Source organism: Insolitispirillum peregrinum, assembly GCF_900156605.1.
Classification (GTDB): Bacteria; Pseudomonadota; Alphaproteobacteria; order Rhodospirillales; family Rhodospirillaceae; genus Insolitispirillum; species Insolitispirillum peregrinum.
In genome coordinates, this window is sequence record NZ_FTOA01000007.1 from 58346 (window position 1) to 75968 (window position 17623).

Consider the following 17623-nt stretch of genomic DNA (forward strand, 5'->3'; position numbering starts at 1 on the left):
CAGACTACGGATCAACAGGATAGCAACACCCCATCCCCCGCTTGGTGAACGGGAAATGGGGCGAATGCGGCCGGACAGGCCGGGTCAGCGCTTGCTGTCGGCTTTGCTGGTCGGCGGAGCGATATCGGACAGGATACCGGACAACCCGAAATCAATGATCCGCACATAACTCAGGCGGTCACGCTGGAAATAGGGTTCGATCTTGACGTCGCTATCATTGACGGCGGTTACCACCCCCACCGGCAGGCCGGGCGGAAAAGCACCGGCATCACCCGAGGTCACCACCCGGTCACCGGGAACGATCGACTGCAGGGCTTTCAGGAACAACAGGCGTGGCCGGTCGCTGTTGTCACCGGCCAGAATCGCCCGCTGACCGGCATTGCCGACCATCACCGGAATGCGCGAATTGATGTCGGTGATCAGCAGGACGCGGGCCGAGCGGCGGCCAGCCTCGGAAATGCGGCCCACCAGACCTTCGCCGGACATCACCGCCTGACCCTTTTCCACCGTGTCCTGTTCCCCGGCGGTGACCAGCAGCGACTGGGCAAACGAGCCGCCAGTGTCGGCGACCACGCGCGCCGAGACAAAGCTCGATTGCGGTTCGGGGACGAAGTTCAGCAGCGATTTCAGGGATTCGCCCTGGGTTTCCAGCTGGCGGGCGGTGGTCTGCCAGCGCAGCAGGCGTTCGTTTTCCTGCCGCAGGCGGCGGTTTTCTTCGCGGATGCCGATCAGTTCGCGCACGTTGTCGACCATTTCGGCGACGCTGGAGGCCGGGCGGGACATCATGTCGATGGCCGGCGCAACGGCGTCGGTGGCGGTGGTGCGGAACCGCTCGACCAGCAGGATGTCGGCCTTTCCCAGCAGCATCAGGGCGAACGACGCCCCGACCAGCAGGACAAGAGCAAAGCGTGCGACGAGAGAACGGATGTGCCCCAGACGGGACGGACTCGCAGACGGCTGCTTCACGGACACAAGACCCTGATGCCAGAGAAAACCAAAGGCGGCACAGATCACCGGGGAGACACGGACCCGACCGCAACAACGGGAACCGGCCAGCAAGGGAGGTGCTGGCCGGTCGGTAGGCTTAGTACATTGAGGTCAGGACGTTTCTGAGTTTTTTCATTTCCTCGAGAGCACGTCCGGTCCCCAGCGCCACGCAGCTGAGCGGGTCGTCGGCAATCGACACCGGCAGGCCGGTGGACACCCGCAGCACGTAGTCGAGGTTGGTCAGCAGTGCGCCACCGCCGGTCAGCACGATACCCTTGTCAACGATATCGGCGGCCAGTTCGGGGGCGGTGTGTTCCAGCGCGACCTTCACCGCTTCGACGATCTGGCTGACCGGTTCGGCCAGGCTTTCGGCGATCTGGCGTTCGGACACGATCAGTTCCTTGGGCACGCCGTTCATCAGGTCGCGGCCCTTGATCTCGATGGTGCGGCCTTCGCCGTCTTCGGGCGGGCAGGCGCAGCCGATGTCTTTCTTGATGCGCTCGGCCGAACCTTCACCCACCAGCAGATTGTGGTTGCGGCGGATGTAGGCGATGATCGATTCGTCCATCTTGTCGCCGCCAACGCGCACGCTGCGGGCATAAACGATACCGCCCAGCGACAGCACGGCGACTTCGGTGGTGCCGCCGCCGATGTCAACGACCATCGAACCGGTCGGTTCGGTCACCGGCAGGCCGGCCCCAATGGCGGCAGCCATCGGTTCTTCGATCAGGTACACGCGGCGGGCACCAGCCTGCTCGGCGCTTTCCTGAATGGCGCGGCGTTCAACGGCGGTCGAGCCGGACGGCACGCAAATGATCACCATCGGGCTGGCGAACGAACGACGATTGTGCACCTTGCGGATAAAGTGCTTGATCATCTCTTCGGCGACTTCGAAGTCGGCGATCACGCCATCGCGCAGCGGGCGAATGGCCTGAATGTTGCCGGGGGTACGGCCCAGCATCTGCTTGGCTTCGTCGCCAACGGCAAGAACCTGCTTCTTGCCCTTGACCTCGGCAATCGCAACCACGGACGGCTCGTTCAGAACGATGCCGCGTCCTTTAACATAGACCAGCGTGTTTGCGGTCCCTAGGTCAATCGCCATGTCGGCGGACAGCCATCCGGCCAGCCTGGAGAACATATTTCCTCACTCAAGCGAAAGTCTTGTGGGTTCAGATAACCAAAAAGCCCGCCTGTCTCCAGGCAGTCGATCGACTCTTGCAACATTGTAATCGTCGGCCGTCGTTTCCTTCGGCCTCCGGGGGTCAGGCGCTGCGTTCCTGAAACCCGGCTTTGGGTGCTGGCACCGTTCTGCCCATTCCCCACATACGGACCCCGTTCCCCCCGGATGGGTCCGCTGACAGTACCATGGTGCGGCAACCGTCCCCTTTGCCACAGGCCGCGGTGTTTATCAACCCGCAGCCTTGGAACTGCAAGCAGAAAGGCCATGCTGAATCGTCTTTTCCTCTCTGCCGGTCGTTTCTGGCTGGCGACCGGGGTCAACAGCTGAAAAAACGGGCAGGACAGGCCAAGCCGGTGCAGCGGGTCGTCTGCTGTGAGGCGTTGTTGTCGTTTGTGGACCAAAAGGCGCAACACCACGAGCGAGGAGCCGGTGCAGACAGGGGCAGGGGCTGCCTCTTGTGCTGTCGGCTGCTGGTATGAAAGAGGCGATGGGCCCTGAAAGTCAACAGTGAACAGCCCCGCAGAGTCACTTTCCTGCTGCATTGCGGCGGATTGCGCCCTTGCTACGACTTTGTGACAAGGACGTCGTGAAAATGCCTGAAAAAAGCCATTTTTCGTTCGGCTAAAGTTCGCTTTTTGGCGGGTGCAGAGTCTGCCATTGCTGTTGCCGATGGCATTGCCAGGCGGCGGCGCTGACGGCGGCGGCGGTCAGGACGGTCAGTACCATGCCCAGATTCGACAGCACAATCAAAAGGGCCCCCAACGCCTTGCCGCTGTCGGCGGCGGCCTTGAACAGCGGCAGGATCACCAGCCCAACCACAAGGTTACTGACAATCACCGTGATGGCCAGCCCGCCAAGGGTGGTGAGGGCGCTGGACCATCGCAAGGCCCATGGCAGGGGAGGCAACGGGCGGCCGAGGCTGGTCTCTGCCGGAGCAATCTGCGCCACGCTCAGCAACCAGCCGCCACCGGCCAGCACGAAGGCCACCAGCGTGGCCCAGGCCAGCCCACTCTGGTCATGGGCGGCGGTGGCGATGATCAGCACCGGGGCGAACGACAAGCCCCACAGGGTGAGGCCATGGAAGCCCTGATGGCGCCACTCTGCCGCCCGGCGTGGCGAACTGAGCGCATCGGCACTGGGCAGGACGCCAGCGGGGCGGACCACCACCCGCGCCGCCTGCGCCATGCCCAGCGGTGCCAGATACAGCCAGGCCAGCAGGGTCGGCCCATAGGGCAGGGGAATCTCCAGACCACTGCTTTTGGTCAGCCAGCGGAACAGCGGGCCGGAAACCAGCACATCAACCGCCATGCCGGTGGCCCAGAGCATGGCCAGCAAGGCCCCGCGCCGAGAGAGGATTTCGGCACAGGCGGACAGCGCGGCTCGCCAGAGGGGAACGGGGGCTGGGGCTGGCATCACAACGGCTCCGTGTGGCGGAAAGGGCGGTGCGTCAGCTTGCCACCACCGGCTTGCGGCGGGCAACGATCATCGCCCACACCCACAGCAGGAATCCGCCAAAGGCCAGCAGACTGCCAACCCAGCCCGACGAGGCCCAGCCCCAGCCTGCTGCAATCGCCAGCCCGGCCAGCCATGGCCCCAGTGCGTTGGCAAAGTTGAAGGCACTGTGATTCAGCGCCGCCGCCAGCGTTTGGGCATCACCCGCCACATCCATCAGGCGGGTTTGCAGGATCGGCCCCAATCCGCCGCCAAAGCCGATCAGGATCACCACCCCGGTCACCAGCCACGGCGAGCCGGTGGCCGCCGGATAAAGGGCCAGAGCCACCGTGCTCCACAGCAACAGAATGCCTGCCGCCCACATGTGGATGCGGTCAGCGGCCCATGCCGCCGCCAGATTGCCGATCACCAGCCCAACCCCCAGCAGGCTGAGGACCAGCGGCACCTGTTGCGCGCTGAGGCCGGTGACCTCCATCAGGGTCGAGGCGAGATAGGTATAGACGGCAAACAGCCCGCCAAAGCCAATCGCCCCGATGCCCAGCGTCAGCCACACCTGCCCGCGGACCAGCGCCCCCAGTTCGCGCAACGGGCTGGCCCCCGGGCGGGGCTTGTCCATTGGTGCATAGCGGGCGACCAGCGCCACGGTCAGCAAGGCCAGCACCGCCACCACCGCAAAGCCCCAGCGCCAGCCAAAATGCTGCCCCAGCAGGTTGGCAAACGGCACGCCGATGATGGTGGCAACCGACAGCCCCAGCATCATGCGCGCCACCGACTGCGCCCGTTTCTGCGGCGGCACCAGCGACACCGCCACCAGTGCCGCCACCCCGAAATAGGCTCCGTGCGGAACACCGCTGAAAAAGCGGAAGATCATCATCCATGTATAGGACGGCGACAGCGCGGTCAGGGCATTGCCCACCGCAAACATGACCATCAGTGCCAACAGCACGGTCTTGCGAGGCAGCCGCGCTGCCATCACCGCCAACACCGGCGCCCCCAGCACCACCCCCAGCGCATAGGCGCTGATGGTGTGGCCTGCGGTCGGCTCGTCAATGTGGAGGTCACGCGCAAAGTAGGGTAGCAAACTCATCGAGGCGAATTCGGTGGTGCCAATGGCAAATCCCCCCATCGCCAGCGCAAACAACACCAGCCCCGGCGACAGCGGGGCGGAGGGGTGGGACGCCATGTCTGGTCTCCTGAAGAGCGGGAAAGGGCGCTATATGTCGGCAAATTTGCTGCAATGCAAGAGAAGCTCCCCTGATGAGGGGGACTGCTTTGCAAGAGGCGGTTGTATCACTCCACTGTTGACCACGCCCGCCATTTGATTATTATCCCGCTCCGTCCCTTGGGGGCCTGTAGCTCAATGGTTAGAGCCGACCGCTCATAACGGTCTGGTTGGGGGTTCGAGTCCCTCCGGGCCTACCACCTTTTCCGATAAAGACTTCATTTTTGTCTCCGTCTGTCCCGGTCGTCTGGGCGGTAGTTGCAGCTGCTCCGATGGCATGGTAGCAGGTTGCTACTACTTGGCCGTCCGCGATGCGACAAACGATGCTGAAAATCAATTTTCGGCATATACATCAACCTAGGAGAGGTTGACCAGCAGGCTGACGATGAACATCCAAAATAAAGAGGTGATGGGAAGTGTGAGGATGGTGCTTATAAGATGCTTGTTGTAGTCCATATTTCTCAAGGAATATTTATAAAAATCGAAAAAATAGAAGTATATTCTCTGCTATAAATGTATTCCAGAAGATGCTTCTGCAACTAGGATTGTCTGCGTATACATTCCTTCATGGGTAATATATTTGTGTTTTTTCTAAATGAACTGTAATGCTGTAGGTGTGACGCTATTCGATACGCACGTCAATGTCACCATTGGACTTGCCTAGGAAAAGTGAGAAGTGATTCCCGAACCTTGACAGGGTACCGCACTGTGGCAAAGGCGAGCGGTCGCCCTTCGCGGGTGATTGCCGGGGATCTTGGCATTACGACACGTTCGTTCTCCACTTTTCCAAGGCCAGCAAAAAAAAGCGCAAAATGGCCTTGCTAGAAAAGCAAACATGAACCATGCTCCTATTGATTGTATTTTCAGAGAGGTTCAAACTCAATGGGTTACGAGGAGAAAATCACGGGTCAGAAGATGAGTACTCATGATAATCCAGTAGAATCCCTTTTGGCCGCTATGCGTAGCAGGATGCCTTGGGAAACGGCTCAGAAAGTACTGGTGTCGGCGGACTTGCCTCGTGGCCGAGGATGGGATCAAACTACCGCCAAGCTGTTGGAGAAAGACTGGTCTGCTGAGGAGATTGCCGAGCTCACCCGCTTGTACAAAGAGCACCTCCTATGCGGCGAAAAATCTGTTTCATTCTACAATCTTTCGCCAGAGAGTATGGTGAAGCTGCGAGATGCTGTTGCCAAAGCCGAAATTGAGCCCGGCATCCTTACGGACACGTATCCCTTTCCCATTGAGCAAGGCGCGCTAGAAGCCTCCAAACCATCCAAACCTGTTCTCCTTGCTGTGGAAAAAGATGATGACGCAATAGCGGTAATATTTTCCAGTATCCGCCAAGTTATTATACGGGAAGAAATATCTTTTGATGATCTACCAGAAGAAACAGCTGAAATTCTATCAGGATTCTCGGAAGTTATTGGTCTAAAAAAGGTAAAAATTCAATCGTTTGAGGTGTTATGGGTTCCGCACGAGGGTAATCTCGTGACAGTCCTTGTTGATTGCCCGAGGGGCCTGCCTCAGGAGGGGGTCGGTTTTATTCATGCCTGCCTCCAAGAAAGGTTTGCTAAGCTCTTCGGTGAAGGTCTTTTTGAAGCGCCTATTAATCTCTTTCCTTTGATCGAGGCGCTCTATAAGGACAGGACACAGGGAAACGTCGTGGAGTTAGCATTCTGCACAACCACAGCTTCGATCAAGCATGAGAAAATGAGGCGAAGCGGTACATGCCTCCGGACGGAAATCTATCACAAGGCAGGTATGCAGGCTCTGAATGGCGAAATTGAGCCGTTCCGAATTTCCATCGAATGGCTATGCCAAGTGGGTGTGGTTGTCACAAAACCCGAGTTGTCGCTAAACAGCCGATCCGAACTAACACTGGCAACTAACCCGATATTGACCGCAGGGGTCGTCCGGAAATGTATGGGCCGACTTGATTTTGATGCTGTGCGATCCAAGATTCTCCCCTTAATGCTGTCTGAAAACGTCGATGCCGACTAATTTAGCTGACATTAAGTGCAAGATTAAGAAGGCGTGGGAGGATAGCGACCCTGCCGCGTCTTCTTATTGTATCAATGTCATATCCAGCCTTGAAAAACTGGCGGATGGCGAGGCGAGAATGCTATCGCTCAGCGCCATCCGCCGTATGGCCTTTGCGTCGGCGATTGATCAGAGTCTCATTAAGGCAATCGCTATTTTGTGTGGATCAAATCTCCACGTATTGCGTCAGAACTATGTATTCATAGATGAGTATGGTGAGTACCACGAAATCGACCATCATGAATATGAAGTGGCTCGCAGTGATGGTTGGCTTGTGCACCCGCGAACGGGTGACAAAGTTTATAATTTTCTTGACTACGTGTATCCATTTTACGACCTAGATCTCGCTACGCTCGATGAGGAGCAGGGCGGTGAACATGTGTGAGCAGATGATCTCCATCGCGCAACTAGAGCAAATGTTCAACGGAAATCCTCAGACGAGAATTCACCTTGCCGTAGCTAGATACAGAACTTACGATGAATTCGTCAAAATAGTCCACGATGTAATTGATATTATTTTTCGCTCTTACGAAGAAAATCCAAAATATAAGAATAATATGGGTGAGGATGAGTTGACAATGATGCTTATTGAAAATATGAAATCATACGGACTTACGGCGATGCACGATGCCATGTCAGGCGGTCATTGTGACATAGTAGTAAAAGGACGAGATGACTTCACTTGGTTGGGAGAAGCTAAAATCCACAGGAGCTATGATTGGCTATTTAAGGGGTTCCAGCAGCTTGATACCCGCTACATGGCCCCGGCTGAATACCGCGATCATGGTGGCATGATTATCTACTGTTACGTTAAACGCGCTGACACTGTTTTCAAGAATTGGATAGAACATCTATCATGTACTCGGACAGATGTGGTCATAGACCACTATGACTCAGACAAAATTAGGTGTGTGACTTCTCATGTGCACGAGCGTAATGGCCGGACGGTAAAAATCTGGCATGCAATTGCGGCCCTTCACTTCTCACCGCAAGATAAAAATTGAAGATAGGGCTTGCTTGGTCATCCCCACTGTACGGTGTATTCGTCAATGGTGATGGGTGCGCCGCCGGGCCATGTCAGAAAATATCCTCGAAGTCCGGCGCTTTGGTGCGCGGGCGGATGACCATTTCCAGATTGAGGGCGGACAGGGCGGCCATCAGGGTTTGCAGCTGCAATGCGGGGCTGCCGTCTTCCATTTTAGAGACGGTTGCCTGGCGCAGTCCGGCCCGGTTGCCGAGGGTGCCTTGGGTCAGGCCCTGGTCTTTGCGCTCTTGGCGGAGGATGGCGCCGAGCTGCTTTTCGGTGCGGGCGAGGCGTTCGGGCATGGCAGGCTCCTTTTCCCCAAGGATAAGGCTTCTGCGCGCGTGGAGCAATATACGCGATTCCGTATAACAAAGAGATATACGCAATAGCGTATAAAAGCATCCTATACGGAATCGCGTATGCCAGTACCCTGCTTCGCTATCGCCCTTACACCACCTTGCGGACGGCGACCAGAAAGTCATCCACCGTCAGCTTCAGTTCATCGGTGGCGCTGGCCATGGTGTCGGCGGCCTGAGTGACGGTGTTGGCGGACTCGCTGGTCCGTTCCGAGGCCGAGCGCACGCCGGCCAGATTGTCCGAGACGCTTTGGGTATCGACGGCGACGCGCTCGACGCGCTGGTTGATTTCGCGGGTGGCGGCGTCCTGCTGCTCGATGGCGGCGGCGACCGACGAGACCACTTCGTTGATCGAGGAGATCACCTGCCCGATGCCGCTGATGGCGTCAACCGCGCTGCGGGTGGCCGACTGGATGCCGCCGATCTGGGCAGCGATTTGCTCGGTGGCGGTGGCGGTTTGCTGGGCGAGGGATTTCACTTCGCTGGCGACCACGGCAAATCCCTTGCCGGCCTCGCCCGCGCGGGCGGCTTCGATGGTGGCGTTCAGGGCCAGCAGGTTGGTCTGATTGGCGATGTCGGTGATCAGTTGCACCACGTCGCCGATGCGCTGGGCGGCTTCGACCAGAGTCGCGATTTCGCTGCTGGCATTGTTGACATCGTCCTTGGCCTGTCCGGCTGCCGAGCTGGCATGGCTGACCTGACGGGCGATTTCCTCAATCGAGGCGGCCAGTTCGGTCGAGGCTCCGGCAACGGCCTGCACGTCTGCCGATGCCGAGTCCATCGCCGTAGAGGCCGAGGTGGACAGTGACGAGTTCTGTCCGGCCACCTGACGCATGTCGCCGGAAACGGTTTGCAGCTCGTCAACCGACCAACTCACCTGTGACACTGTCTGCTGGACAGTGTCTTCAAAGCGGCGAGTGAGGGCTTTGAACTCGGCGACCTTGGCTTCCATGCTGCCAACGGCGTGATTGATGGCGCGGGCGCTGCTCAGGAATGATCCGTGCATCCCTGTTTCATTGATCGTCCGGTAATAGTCGCCCTGACTGACTTTTTGCAAGGCCCCGGAGGCTTCGACAATATAGGCTTCGGTGTAGTCGAGCAGCCGGTTGAGGGCGCGCTGGACATCCCCCAGTTCATCCTGCCGCCAGATGTGCAGGATACGCTCTGACAGGGTGCCATAGGAGGCATTGACCAGAATGCGGGCCGTCCGGTTCAAGCCGCTGAGGACAGCAAAGATCCGCCGGACGATCACGGTGACCAGAGCGCCACTGATCACCAGCAGAATGGCGATCGTTGTATAGGCCCCCCTCAGGTTGTCGGTCACGTCTTCAATGTGGCTGGTTGCTTCGGTGCTTTCATGATCAAGGTAATCGTTGACCGACTGTTCCAGCGTTTCAACCGCGTCGGTCAGTCTTTGGGCTTCCGTGTCAAAGGTTCCCATGTACTGGTTTCCGGCGCTGGTGCCGTCCTTGATATAGGTTGCGGCCATGGTCTGACCGGTTTTGTAGTAGGCCGGGAACGCCTGATCGACCTGTTCCAGATTCTGGCTGATGGCGGTCAGGTGCAGGTCTGCCGCATGCTTTTTGGCCGCAGCCATGCTGTCCTGAAAGGATTTGGCGTGCTCTTCGGCCAGTTTGATGCCGTCATCCAGGCCATCCTGTCCACGGGTGGCCGAGATGTCGGTCAGCCATTGCTGGACCTGAACGATGTGAAAGCGGATGTCGGCGGTGTTGCGGACCAGCGGTACCAGATCCTTGTGGGTGATCCGGGTGACCTGCACCACATCATCAAAGGCAGTGCTGACCTGACGCAGGGCGATGGTGCTGCCGCCTGCCAGGGCCAGCAGGATGGTTGCCAGCAGCACACCAGCGAGGATGGCCTGTGCCCGGAGGGTTTTGGGGATGATGGACATGGTGAGCTCTCCCGCCGGGCTATTGGTACAGATGCTGTTCAAGGGGGAGGCGGATCAGGTCAAAAACGAACTGATCATAGCGTTTCCCGCTTTGGTGCAGGATGTCTTCCAGCATGGCGCGACCGGCCTGCAGGCCCTGTTTGTCGTTGCTGTGCTGCTGTTCGGCGGCCAGCAGGCGGGCATACAGCGGTTTGATGATTTCCAGCGCGGCCCGCGACGGGCAACGGCGGCTGGAATGATATCCGGTAATCTGGCCGTTCTCATCGCGTTGGGCGGTGACATGGGCCATGACCCAGTAATGGTTTTGCTGTTTGGTCCGGTTGACCACATAGGCAAAAATTTCGTCGCCAGCGGCAATGGTGCGCCACAGCAGCTCAAAGATGCATCTTGGCATGGCGGGGTGGCGGATCATGCTGTGCGGTTGGCCCAGAACGTCCTTTTCGGTGTATTCGGCAATCGACAGGAACAGCTGGTTCGCATAGGTGATGCGCCCTTTGGTGTCGGTCTTGCTGACGATGATCTGATCCGGGGAAAAGGTTTTTTCGGATCCTGTCAGGACGAGAGAGTCTGCCATCAGCCGTTCCTTGCGTTCCACTGATCCCGCGGGGTCACGCTGTGCAGGGTGCCCCTGTTCTTTGGTATATATTCTGAGGTAAACCTGATTCCAGAGAAAAAATCAAGTCATTTTGCATATTAATGCATATGCAGTGAACAGAAGGTTTTCCTTATGTAAAATCCAGTCATATTCGTATGTGAGAGATATATTTTTTAAAAAAAGAAAAAAAGATCCTCAGGGAAATGGTGTCTCTCCCGAGGGGCTATATTGTTCTTTGGTACTATATGATTTTGTGGGGATTAGAGGTGTGAGCCTTAAATATGAATCCACAGTATACGACAGTTTGAAAACAAGAGCGGGCTGCCGCCCGGACCTGCTCGGGGCCTGAGGCCCCGGACCCCCATTTTTTCTTTTATGATCAAAGGAATGGGGTCTGGGGCCTCAAGGCCCCAGCGAGGTTTGGAGCAGCGCTCCATGATCCTGTTTCACAACTGTCGTGTCCTGTGATCTGACGCAGATACGCTGGTCTAACCTTTTGATCTATCACAGTAATTTGCGAAAAAACCGATTCCCGCTTTTCGCACAATGCTTTAGCTGCGGCTGTCATCCTTTGTGCGGAACATGTTGTAGAAGGCTGCCAGTTCGGTGCAGGCCTCAAGGTAAGTCTCGATCAGACCGGTGACGTAAAACGCCGGGCAGCCGGTGTAATAGACGTTTTCACCGTGCAGGAACGGCTGAATGTAGGCGGGGTTCATGGTCAGGATCGGTTGACCATCCTTGTCATGGTCCAGCACGATGCCATCCTGACCATGATGGGTGGCATGGACCGCGCGCCCGTCGTGGGGGTGGAGGTGGGAATTGTTGAGGTAGGTGACCACCATCCCCAACGACCCGATGGCCAGCGGCAGGATGTTTTTGCGGCTGCGCAGGATCAGCGCCACATAGTCGGCGGTGGTGGGCAGCTCGGCCTGATAGGCGGCGGCTTCCAGCAGGCTCCAGCAGACGTGCAGGGCGGTGCAACTGCCGGAATGGACCAGCGAGGCAAAGGTGTGGTTGGCCTTGGTGTACAGCGGCGACAGCGGGAAAAACCGCAACGCCTGCTCGATGGCAATGCCATAGGCATCGGGCGTTTTGCCCTCTTGCCGCAGACGGGCGTTGTCAAAGTGGCGTTCGGAAATCCACTGGTTGACCCAGGCGTTGAAGGTGTCGCAGCTGGCGGTGCGTATTTCCTGAAAATACAGTTCCTGAATCTCGTCCGGGTAGTGGCCGGACTGGCGGGCAACGCCGGAATACAGGTCCTGCCGGGCCTCACGGATTTGGCTTAGCCGCTTTTGCAGATAGGGCTGAAAGTCTTGCAGCAAGAAACTGACCAGCAGGTTGGCGCTGATGCGTTCGGCGTTTTCTTCGGTCATCACGCTGACGTCCATCCCGACCCACGAGGCGCAAAAGCGGCCTTCCGGGCGGTCGAACGAGGCCGGGTTGCTGGCCATTGTGCGCAAAAAGCCGGACAGCGCCATCCGGTTCAGGCCCGCCGTATCGTGAGCCTGCAAATAGCCATGGACGAACGGGCACTTGCCAGCGCCTTCGGTCGGAGTGTCGGCTTGCGGGTGATCGTTCTGATCATGTGGTTCAAGGGTGGTTTGCATCATCTCTGCCCTTTTCCTGACTGGCTTCAGCAAACCGCGTTCCGGGGGCGAAGGCAAGAAATATACCGGACAATACGCCGAAAGCAGGATCATGGAGTGTTGCTCCATACCTCACCGGGGCCAGTCTGCCCCAGACCTCATTCCTTTGATGATAAAAGAAAAACGGGGGTTCGGGGCCTCAGGCCCCGAGCAGGTCCGGGCGGCAGCCCGCTCCTGTTTTCAAACTGTCGTCTACTGTGGTGTCAGGTTTAACGCACAATGCTGGTTTTTCCATGCCGCATTGTTGTTGCGAAAACCGGTTTCCACTTTTCGCACAATGCTCTGAAAACACATCGCCCCGCCTGAGGTGATCAGGCGGGGCGATGGTCAGGACAGATCCGTCAGACAGGATCAGTTGTCGAGGAAGCTGCGCAGCTTGCGCGACCGCGAGGGGTGCTTCAGCTTGCGCAGGGCCTTGGCTTCGATCTGACGAATGCGTTCGCGGGTAACGCTGAACTGCTGACCGACTTCTTCGAGCGTGTGGTCAGTGTTCATCCCGATCCCGAAGCGCATGCGCAGCACACGTTCTTCGCGCGGGGTCAGAGTGGCCAGTATACGGGTGCAGGTCTCACGCAGGTTGGCGTTGATCGCGGCATCCAGCGGTTGAACGGCGTTCTTGTCCTCGATGAAGTCGCCGAGGTGGCTGTCTTCTTCGTCCCCGATCGGGGTTTCGAGCGAGATCGGTTCCTTGGCGATTTTCAGGACCTTGCGGACCTTTTCCAGCGGCATCTGCAGCTTTTCGGCCAGCTCTTCCGGGGTCGGTTCACGGCCGATTTCATGCAACATCTGGCGCGAGGTGCGGACCAGCTTGTTGATGGTTTCGATCATGTGGACCGGGATACGGATGGTGCGGGCCTGGTCGGCGATCGAACGGGTGATCGCCTGCCGGATCCACCAGGTGGCATAGGTCGAGAACTTGTAGCCACGGCGGTATTCGAACTTGTCCACCGCCTTCATCAGACCGATGTTGCCTTCCTGAATCAGGTCGAGGAACTGCAGACCACGGTTGGTGTACTTTTTGGCGATCGAGATCACCAGACGCAGGTTGGCCTCGATCATCTCTTTCTTGGCCTTGGTGGCCTCGCGTTCGCCCTTTTGCACCGTCTGGACGATGCGGCGGAACTCGGAGATCGGCTGGCGGGCGTCGTCGGCAACGGCGGTGATGCCCTCGCGCACGCGGGTCACTTCGCGGGCGTGGCGGGTGGTGAAGTCTTTCCAGCCCTTGCCGGGGCGCAGGGCGACCTGTTCCAGCCACGACGGCCCCATCTCGCTGCCGTAATAGGCATCAAGGAAGTCTTCGCGCTTGATCTTGCAGTCAACGGCCAGACGCAGCAGCTTTCCTTCCAGCATCATCAGACGCTTGTTCAGGCCAGCCAGATGTTCGACCAGATATTCGATACGAGCGTTGTTGAGATGGATGCCTTCCATCATCTTGATCAGCTCGCCGCGCATCTTGTCGTACTTTTTCTCCATCTGGGTGGAGACTTCTTCCCCCTTGCCGATGGTGCTCAGGCGCTGGTCCTGAGTTTTCTTCATCTTGGCATAGGTGGCGGCGATCTTTTCAAAGGCTTCGAGAACCTGGGGCATCAGTTGCTGTTCCATGGCGGACAGGCTGATGTTGCTTTCTTCCAGTTCACCGTCTTCGTCGGCTTCGCCATCTTCGGCGGCGCCTTCTGCCTCGGTTTCTTCCTGTGCCTCTTCCTCTTCACCGGTGTCGTCATCCGATGCGGCCTTTTTCGGCACGACCGGCTTGGCGACCGGGGCGGGCGGCGGCAACAGGGTGTCTTCTTCTTCTTCGGCTTCGACGGCATCCAGCTCGGCATCAGCGACGACGCCATCGGGGCCCGAGCCATAGGTGACTTCGAGGTCGATGATGTCGCGCAGCAACATCTTGCCCTCGACCAGAGCGTCATGCCATTCCAGCAGGGCCGAAATGGTCAGCGGGCTTTCGCAGATGCCGCCGATCATCATTTCGCGGCCGGCTTCGATGCGCTTGGCAATGGCGATTTCGCCCTCACGCGACAGCAGCTCGACCGAGCCCATTTCGCGCAGGTACATCCGCACCGGATCATCGGTGCGGCCCATTTCCTCTTCCGAGACGTTGCCCGAGCTGGAGTCTTCGTCCTCGCTTTCGGCGGCCTCGTCTTCTTCGCTTTCGACGATGTTGATCCCCAGGTCCGACAGCATGGACATGGTGTCTTCGATCTGCTCGGAAGACACGTCGTCGGATGGCAACGCCTGGTTCAGCTCGTCATAGGTGATGAAGCCGCGCTCCTTGCCCTTTGCAACCAGCTTTTTGACGGCGGCATTAAAGGAATCGAGCAGCGGGCTGTCCTGACTGTCCTCGGATGCCTCGGGGGTGTCCGTCGTGGTGGCTGCCTTTGTCGCCATTCCGGTATAGACTCCATCTCAATACGTCACGCTGCGCCTGTTCTTTGCCATTCATGGGCCTGACGATGCAGTGACGGTGTAACACGCGGCGACAGAGATAAGCCTCTGTGCCGTCGTGCGCAACAGTCCGATGACCATCAGGCGACAAAGCGCCGCCCCTTGTTACACTCTTTTCTCCGGGGCGGGCAGGATAAACCTGTGTCCCAGGAGGCTCTGAACTTCACACGTCTCGTTTTTCCCGACCCGGCAGGCATTCTCTGGTTCCCAGAGGAAACCATGGTGTCTGGCGGCGGGCGGGCTTCCCCTGTGTCGGGGGTTTTACCGTTGTTCGACCGGAAGGGGTGATTTTTTATCCCACCAAAACGGATAGTCCACCTTTTTTCAGTCGTCGCCACCAAATCGTTGGTGGTTTTTCAGCGCAAGCAGCGCATTGAAGGTCTCGGGCGAGGGATCCTGCCCCAGTTGATTGACCATCCGGTCAATGTCGGCCCTCAGGTCTTTCTGACGTGTCAGGGCAAAGGTGTGCTCCCAGCCATCACGGGCGCTTTGCAGGTCGGCCTGCGGGCGGGAAAAGGCCGCGTGCGTAAACGCATTGGATCGCAGCAAGGCGTCCAGTTGGGGGCCAACCCCGTGAGTCCGTAGGTGGTTAGATAATGTCGAAAAGTCAAGCCCGCCGTGCTGGGCCAGGATGGTCAGGGTGGCTTGACGCAGGCGATCCATCTCGACATCGGTGAAATCCAGCTCGCCCAGCCGCTCGGCCACCGAATCGGCCAGTTCGGGATGGGTGATCAGGGTGGCGAGCAGAATCGTCCGGTGCAGGGCCTCGGTTTTCTGCCGGGTCAGACCAACGCCAACGCCGACTCGGCCCAGACTGGGGCGGTCGGGCTGGCGGTTGCCACGGCTGCCAAATCCCGGCTTGCTGTAACGGCCACCACTCTGGCCGCCAGCCTGTCCCCCGGTCCAGCCGCCCGAACCGCTCGAGCGGCGCGGTGGGTGAAACAGGGTCCATAGACGTTCCTTGAAGGCTTGCCGGTAATGGTCCTGCACGCTGCGTTCGGCGATTCGTCCGGTCAGGTCGCGCACGTCCTGTTCCAGCGCCGCCCGGCGTTCGGGGGTGGACAGGTCGCGTCCGGCCTGCAGGTTGTCCCACAGCACCCCCAACAGCGGGTTGGCATGCTCAAGGACGGCGTTCATCGCTGACGCTCCTTGCGACTGGATCAACTCGTCGGGGTCTTTCGCACCGCTCATCACCGCAAAACGCAGGGATTTGCCGGGGCGCAGCAACGGTAACGCCCGTTCGGCCGCGCGCAGGGCGGCCCGCTGCCCGGCGGCGTCGCCGTCAAAGCACAGGATCGGTTCGTCGGCCAGCCGCCACAGTTCTTCGATCTGGCTTTCGGTCAGCGCCGTTCCCAGCGGGGCGACGGCTTCGGCAAAGCCCGCCCGCGACAGGGCAATCACGTCCATATAGCCTTCGGCAACGATGATCCGACCGGTGGCTCCGGCGGGCTGGCGGGCCTGTGCCAGTCCATAGAGGACGGTGCCTTTCTGGAAAATCGGTGTGTCGGGGCTGTTGAGGTATTTCGGCTGGCCGTCGCCCAGAATGCGCCCGCCAAAAGCAATCACCCGTCCACGGCGGTCGGTGATGGGAAAGATCACCCGTTCGCGGAAATAATCGTACAGCGAGCCATCATCGCGCAGCTTCAGCAGGCCGGCTTCGACCAGTTGCTGTTCGGTGACGCCCTCGCGCACCAGCGCCCCCTTCAGCAGCCCGGCAGCGGGAGCCCAGCCGAGGCGGAAGCGGCGAATCGTCTCGGGGTCGAGGCCGCGCCGCTGAAGGTAGGCCATGCCGTCCCGGCCAGCGGGCAGGGCAAGCTGTTGTTCAAAGAAATGACAGGCTGCTTCGACCACATCGATCAACGATGCGGCCTGCCGGGCCTGCGCCACCTGTTCCGGGCTGCTTTTGGGGACTTCGAGTCCGGCCTCCAGCGCCAGCTTGTCGACCGCTTCGGGGAAGGTCATGTTGGCAGTGTGCATCACATAGGTGATCACGTCACCGTGGGCACCACAGCCAAAGCAATGATAGAACCCCTTGTCGTCGTTGATGGTGAACGACGGGGTTTTTTCATTGTGGAACGGGCAGCAGGCTTTGAACTCGCGCCCGGCCTTGATCAGCTTGACCGTCCGGCCAATGATGGTCGACAGGGTCAGGCGGCGGCGCAGTTCATCGAGGAAGGCTTGCGACAGGGCCATGGCAGGGCCTCCTTCCCCGATCAACGCAGATGGTCATGACCGCTGTCGGATCAGGACAGCTGTTGCTTGACCAGCAGGCTGGCCTTGGCGAAATCCATCTGACCGGCATAGGTTTCCCGCAGGGCAGCCATCACCCGGCCCATGTCTTTCAGGCCCTTGGCGTCCAGTTCGGTGATCACCGCGCCGACGGCGGCGGTGACTTCGGCCTCGCTCATCTGCTTGGGCAGATAGGTTTCGATGATGGCGATTTCTTCGCGTTCCCGTTCGGCCAGTTCCAGACGGCCACCCTGTTCGTACATCGAGATGCTTTCCCGCCGCTGCTTGATCATCGAGCCAAGCATTTGCAGGATGTCGGCGTCGGGGATGCCGTCCGGCATGCCTTGGGTCCGTCCGGCGATGTCGCGATCCTTGAGGGCGGCGAGAATCAGCCGCAGGGTCGAAACAGCGCGGTCCTCTTTGGCTTTCAGGGCAGCCTTCAGGGACTCGTTCAAGCGCGCACGCAGCATCGGGAGATAACCTTCTTTTTTCTTGGGAAGCTGTGGAATCTACAGGATTCGCGCGTGTTTGG

14 protein-coding genes and 1 tRNA gene are annotated in these 17623 nt (G+C 58.9%); 4 read left to right on the forward strand and 11 right to left on the reverse strand.

What is annotated here, in order from left to right:
- Positions 1-84: 84 nt before the first annotated feature.
- From mreC to BW995_RS17190, 4 genes are all read right to left on the reverse strand, one after another.
- On the reverse strand, positions 85-966 hold the full coding sequence (gene mreC, locus BW995_RS17175; protein WP_076401660.1) for a rod shape-determining protein MreC: 882 nt from the start codon (positions 964-966) through the stop codon (positions 85-87).
- 118 nt (positions 967-1084) lie between these two features.
- Positions 1085-2125 carry a rod shape-determining protein gene (locus BW995_RS17180; RefSeq protein WP_076401661.1) on the reverse strand — a complete coding sequence of 347 codons (1041 nt, stop codon included), beginning with the start codon at positions 2123-2125 and terminating at the stop codon, positions 1085-1087.
- 663 nt (positions 2126-2788) lie between these two features.
- Complete coding sequence (locus tag BW995_RS17185) at positions 2789-3580, reverse strand: hypothetical protein (protein ID WP_076401662.1); 792 nt, start codon at positions 3578-3580, stop codon at positions 2789-2791.
- 34 nt (positions 3581-3614) lie between these two features.
- On the reverse strand, positions 3615-4802 hold the full coding sequence (locus tag BW995_RS17190) for an MFS transporter (RefSeq protein ID WP_076401663.1): 1188 nt from the start codon (positions 4800-4802) through the stop codon (positions 3615-3617).
- A gap of 163 nt (positions 4803-4965) precedes the next feature.
- Here BW995_RS17190 and BW995_RS17195 point away from each other — a divergent pair.
- From BW995_RS17195 to BW995_RS17210, 4 genes are all read left to right on the forward strand, one after another.
- Positions 4966-5041: transfer RNA gene (locus BW995_RS17195), tRNA-Ile, on the forward strand.
- A gap of 715 nt (positions 5042-5756) precedes the next feature.
- On the forward strand, positions 5757-6842 hold the full coding sequence (locus tag BW995_RS17200; RefSeq protein ID WP_139332986.1) for a hypothetical protein: 1086 nt from the start codon (positions 5757-5759) through the stop codon (positions 6840-6842).
- The gene (locus BW995_RS17205; protein WP_076401665.1) at positions 6832-7266 is read left to right on the forward strand and encodes a hypothetical protein; all 435 of its coding nucleotides are present in this window, start codon (positions 6832-6834) and stop codon (positions 7264-7266) included. The genes BW995_RS17200 and BW995_RS17205 overlap by 11 nt, the downstream gene beginning before the upstream one ends.
- On the forward strand, positions 7253-7885 hold the full coding sequence (locus tag BW995_RS17210) for a hypothetical protein (protein WP_139332987.1): 633 nt from the start codon (positions 7253-7255) through the stop codon (positions 7883-7885). Before BW995_RS17205 ends, BW995_RS17210 begins: the two co-directional genes overlap by 14 nt.
- A gap of 73 nt (positions 7886-7958) precedes the next feature.
- Here the strand turns inward: BW995_RS17210 and BW995_RS17215 are convergent, their stop codons facing one another.
- The 7 genes from BW995_RS17215 to BW995_RS17245 all read right to left on the reverse strand — a co-directional run bounded on the left by BW995_RS17215 (position 7959) and on the right by BW995_RS17245 (position 17561).
- Positions 7959-8207: a helix-turn-helix domain-containing protein gene (locus tag BW995_RS17215; RefSeq protein WP_076401667.1), complete on the reverse strand. Its 249-nt coding sequence runs from the start codon at positions 8205-8207 to the stop codon at positions 7959-7961.
- A 145-nt stretch (positions 8208-8352) separates the two neighbouring features.
- Positions 8353-10173: a methyl-accepting chemotaxis protein gene (locus tag BW995_RS17220; RefSeq protein ID WP_076401668.1), complete on the reverse strand. Its 1821-nt coding sequence runs from the start codon at positions 10171-10173 to the stop codon at positions 8353-8355.
- A 19-nt stretch (positions 10174-10192) separates the two neighbouring features.
- Positions 10193-10747, reverse strand: coding sequence for a PAS domain-containing protein (locus BW995_RS17225; RefSeq protein WP_175617115.1), 555 nt, complete (start codon positions 10745-10747; stop codon positions 10193-10195).
- 572 nt (positions 10748-11319) lie between these two features.
- On the reverse strand, positions 11320-12378 hold the full coding sequence (locus tag BW995_RS17230) for a hypothetical protein (protein ID WP_076401669.1): 1059 nt from the start codon (positions 12376-12378) through the stop codon (positions 11320-11322).
- 387 nt (positions 12379-12765) lie between these two features.
- Complete coding sequence (rpoD, locus tag BW995_RS17235) at positions 12766-14805, reverse strand: RNA polymerase sigma factor RpoD (RefSeq protein WP_076401670.1); 2040 nt, start codon at positions 14803-14805, stop codon at positions 12766-12768.
- A 381-nt stretch (positions 14806-15186) separates the two neighbouring features.
- Positions 15187-17055 (reverse strand): DNA primase, encoded by a 1869-nt coding sequence (gene dnaG / locus BW995_RS17240; RefSeq protein ID WP_076401671.1) that lies wholly within the window; start codon positions 17053-17055, stop codon positions 15187-15189.
- A 50-nt stretch (positions 17056-17105) separates the two neighbouring features.
- Complete coding sequence (locus BW995_RS17245; protein WP_076401672.1) at positions 17106-17561, reverse strand: GatB/YqeY domain-containing protein; 456 nt, start codon at positions 17559-17561, stop codon at positions 17106-17108.
- Positions 17562-17623 lie beyond the last annotated feature (62 nt).

What these genes read in the sequence shown, in the direction of transcription:
- BW995_RS17180 (WP_076401661.1), bottom strand. Translation starts at nt 2,125, where the DNA reads ATGTTCTCCAGGCTGGCCGGATGGCTGTCCGCCGACATGGCGATTGAC.
- BW995_RS17185 (WP_076401662.1), bottom strand. Translation starts at nt 3,580, where the DNA reads ATGCCAGCCCCAGCCCCCGTTCCCCTCTGGCGAGCCGCGCTGTCCGCC.
- BW995_RS17190 (WP_076401663.1), bottom strand. Translation starts at nt 4,802, where the DNA reads ATGGCGTCCCACCCCTCCGCCCCGCTGTCGCCGGGGCTGGTGTTGTTT.
- BW995_RS17200 (WP_139332986.1), top strand. Translation starts at nt 5,757, where the DNA reads ATGAGTACTCATGATAATCCAGTAGAATCCCTTTTGGCCGCTATGCGT.
- BW995_RS17205 (WP_076401665.1), top strand. Translation starts at nt 6,832, where the DNA reads ATGCCGACTAATTTAGCTGACATTAAGTGCAAGATTAAGAAGGCGTGG.
- BW995_RS17215 (WP_076401667.1), bottom strand. Translation starts at nt 8,207, where the DNA reads ATGCCCGAACGCCTCGCCCGCACCGAAAAGCAGCTCGGCGCCATCCTC.
- BW995_RS17220 (WP_076401668.1), bottom strand. Translation starts at nt 10,173, where the DNA reads ATGTCCATCATCCCCAAAACCCTCCGGGCACAGGCCATCCTCGCTGGT.
- BW995_RS17225 (WP_175617115.1), bottom strand. Translation starts at nt 10,747, where the DNA reads ATGGCAGACTCTCTCGTCCTGACAGGATCCGAAAAAACCTTTTCCCCG.
- BW995_RS17230 (WP_076401669.1), bottom strand. Translation starts at nt 12,378, where the DNA reads ATGATGCAAACCACCCTTGAACCACATGATCAGAACGATCACCCGCAA.
- rpoD (WP_076401670.1), bottom strand. Translation starts at nt 14,805, where the DNA reads ATGGCGACAAAGGCAGCCACCACGACGGACACCCCCGAGGCATCCGAG.
- dnaG (WP_076401671.1), bottom strand. Translation starts at nt 17,055, where the DNA reads ATGGCCCTGTCGCAAGCCTTCCTCGATGAACTGCGCCGCCGCCTGACC.
- BW995_RS17245 (WP_076401672.1), bottom strand. Translation starts at nt 17,561, where the DNA reads ATGCTGCGTGCGCGCTTGAACGAGTCCCTGAAGGCTGCCCTGAAAGCC.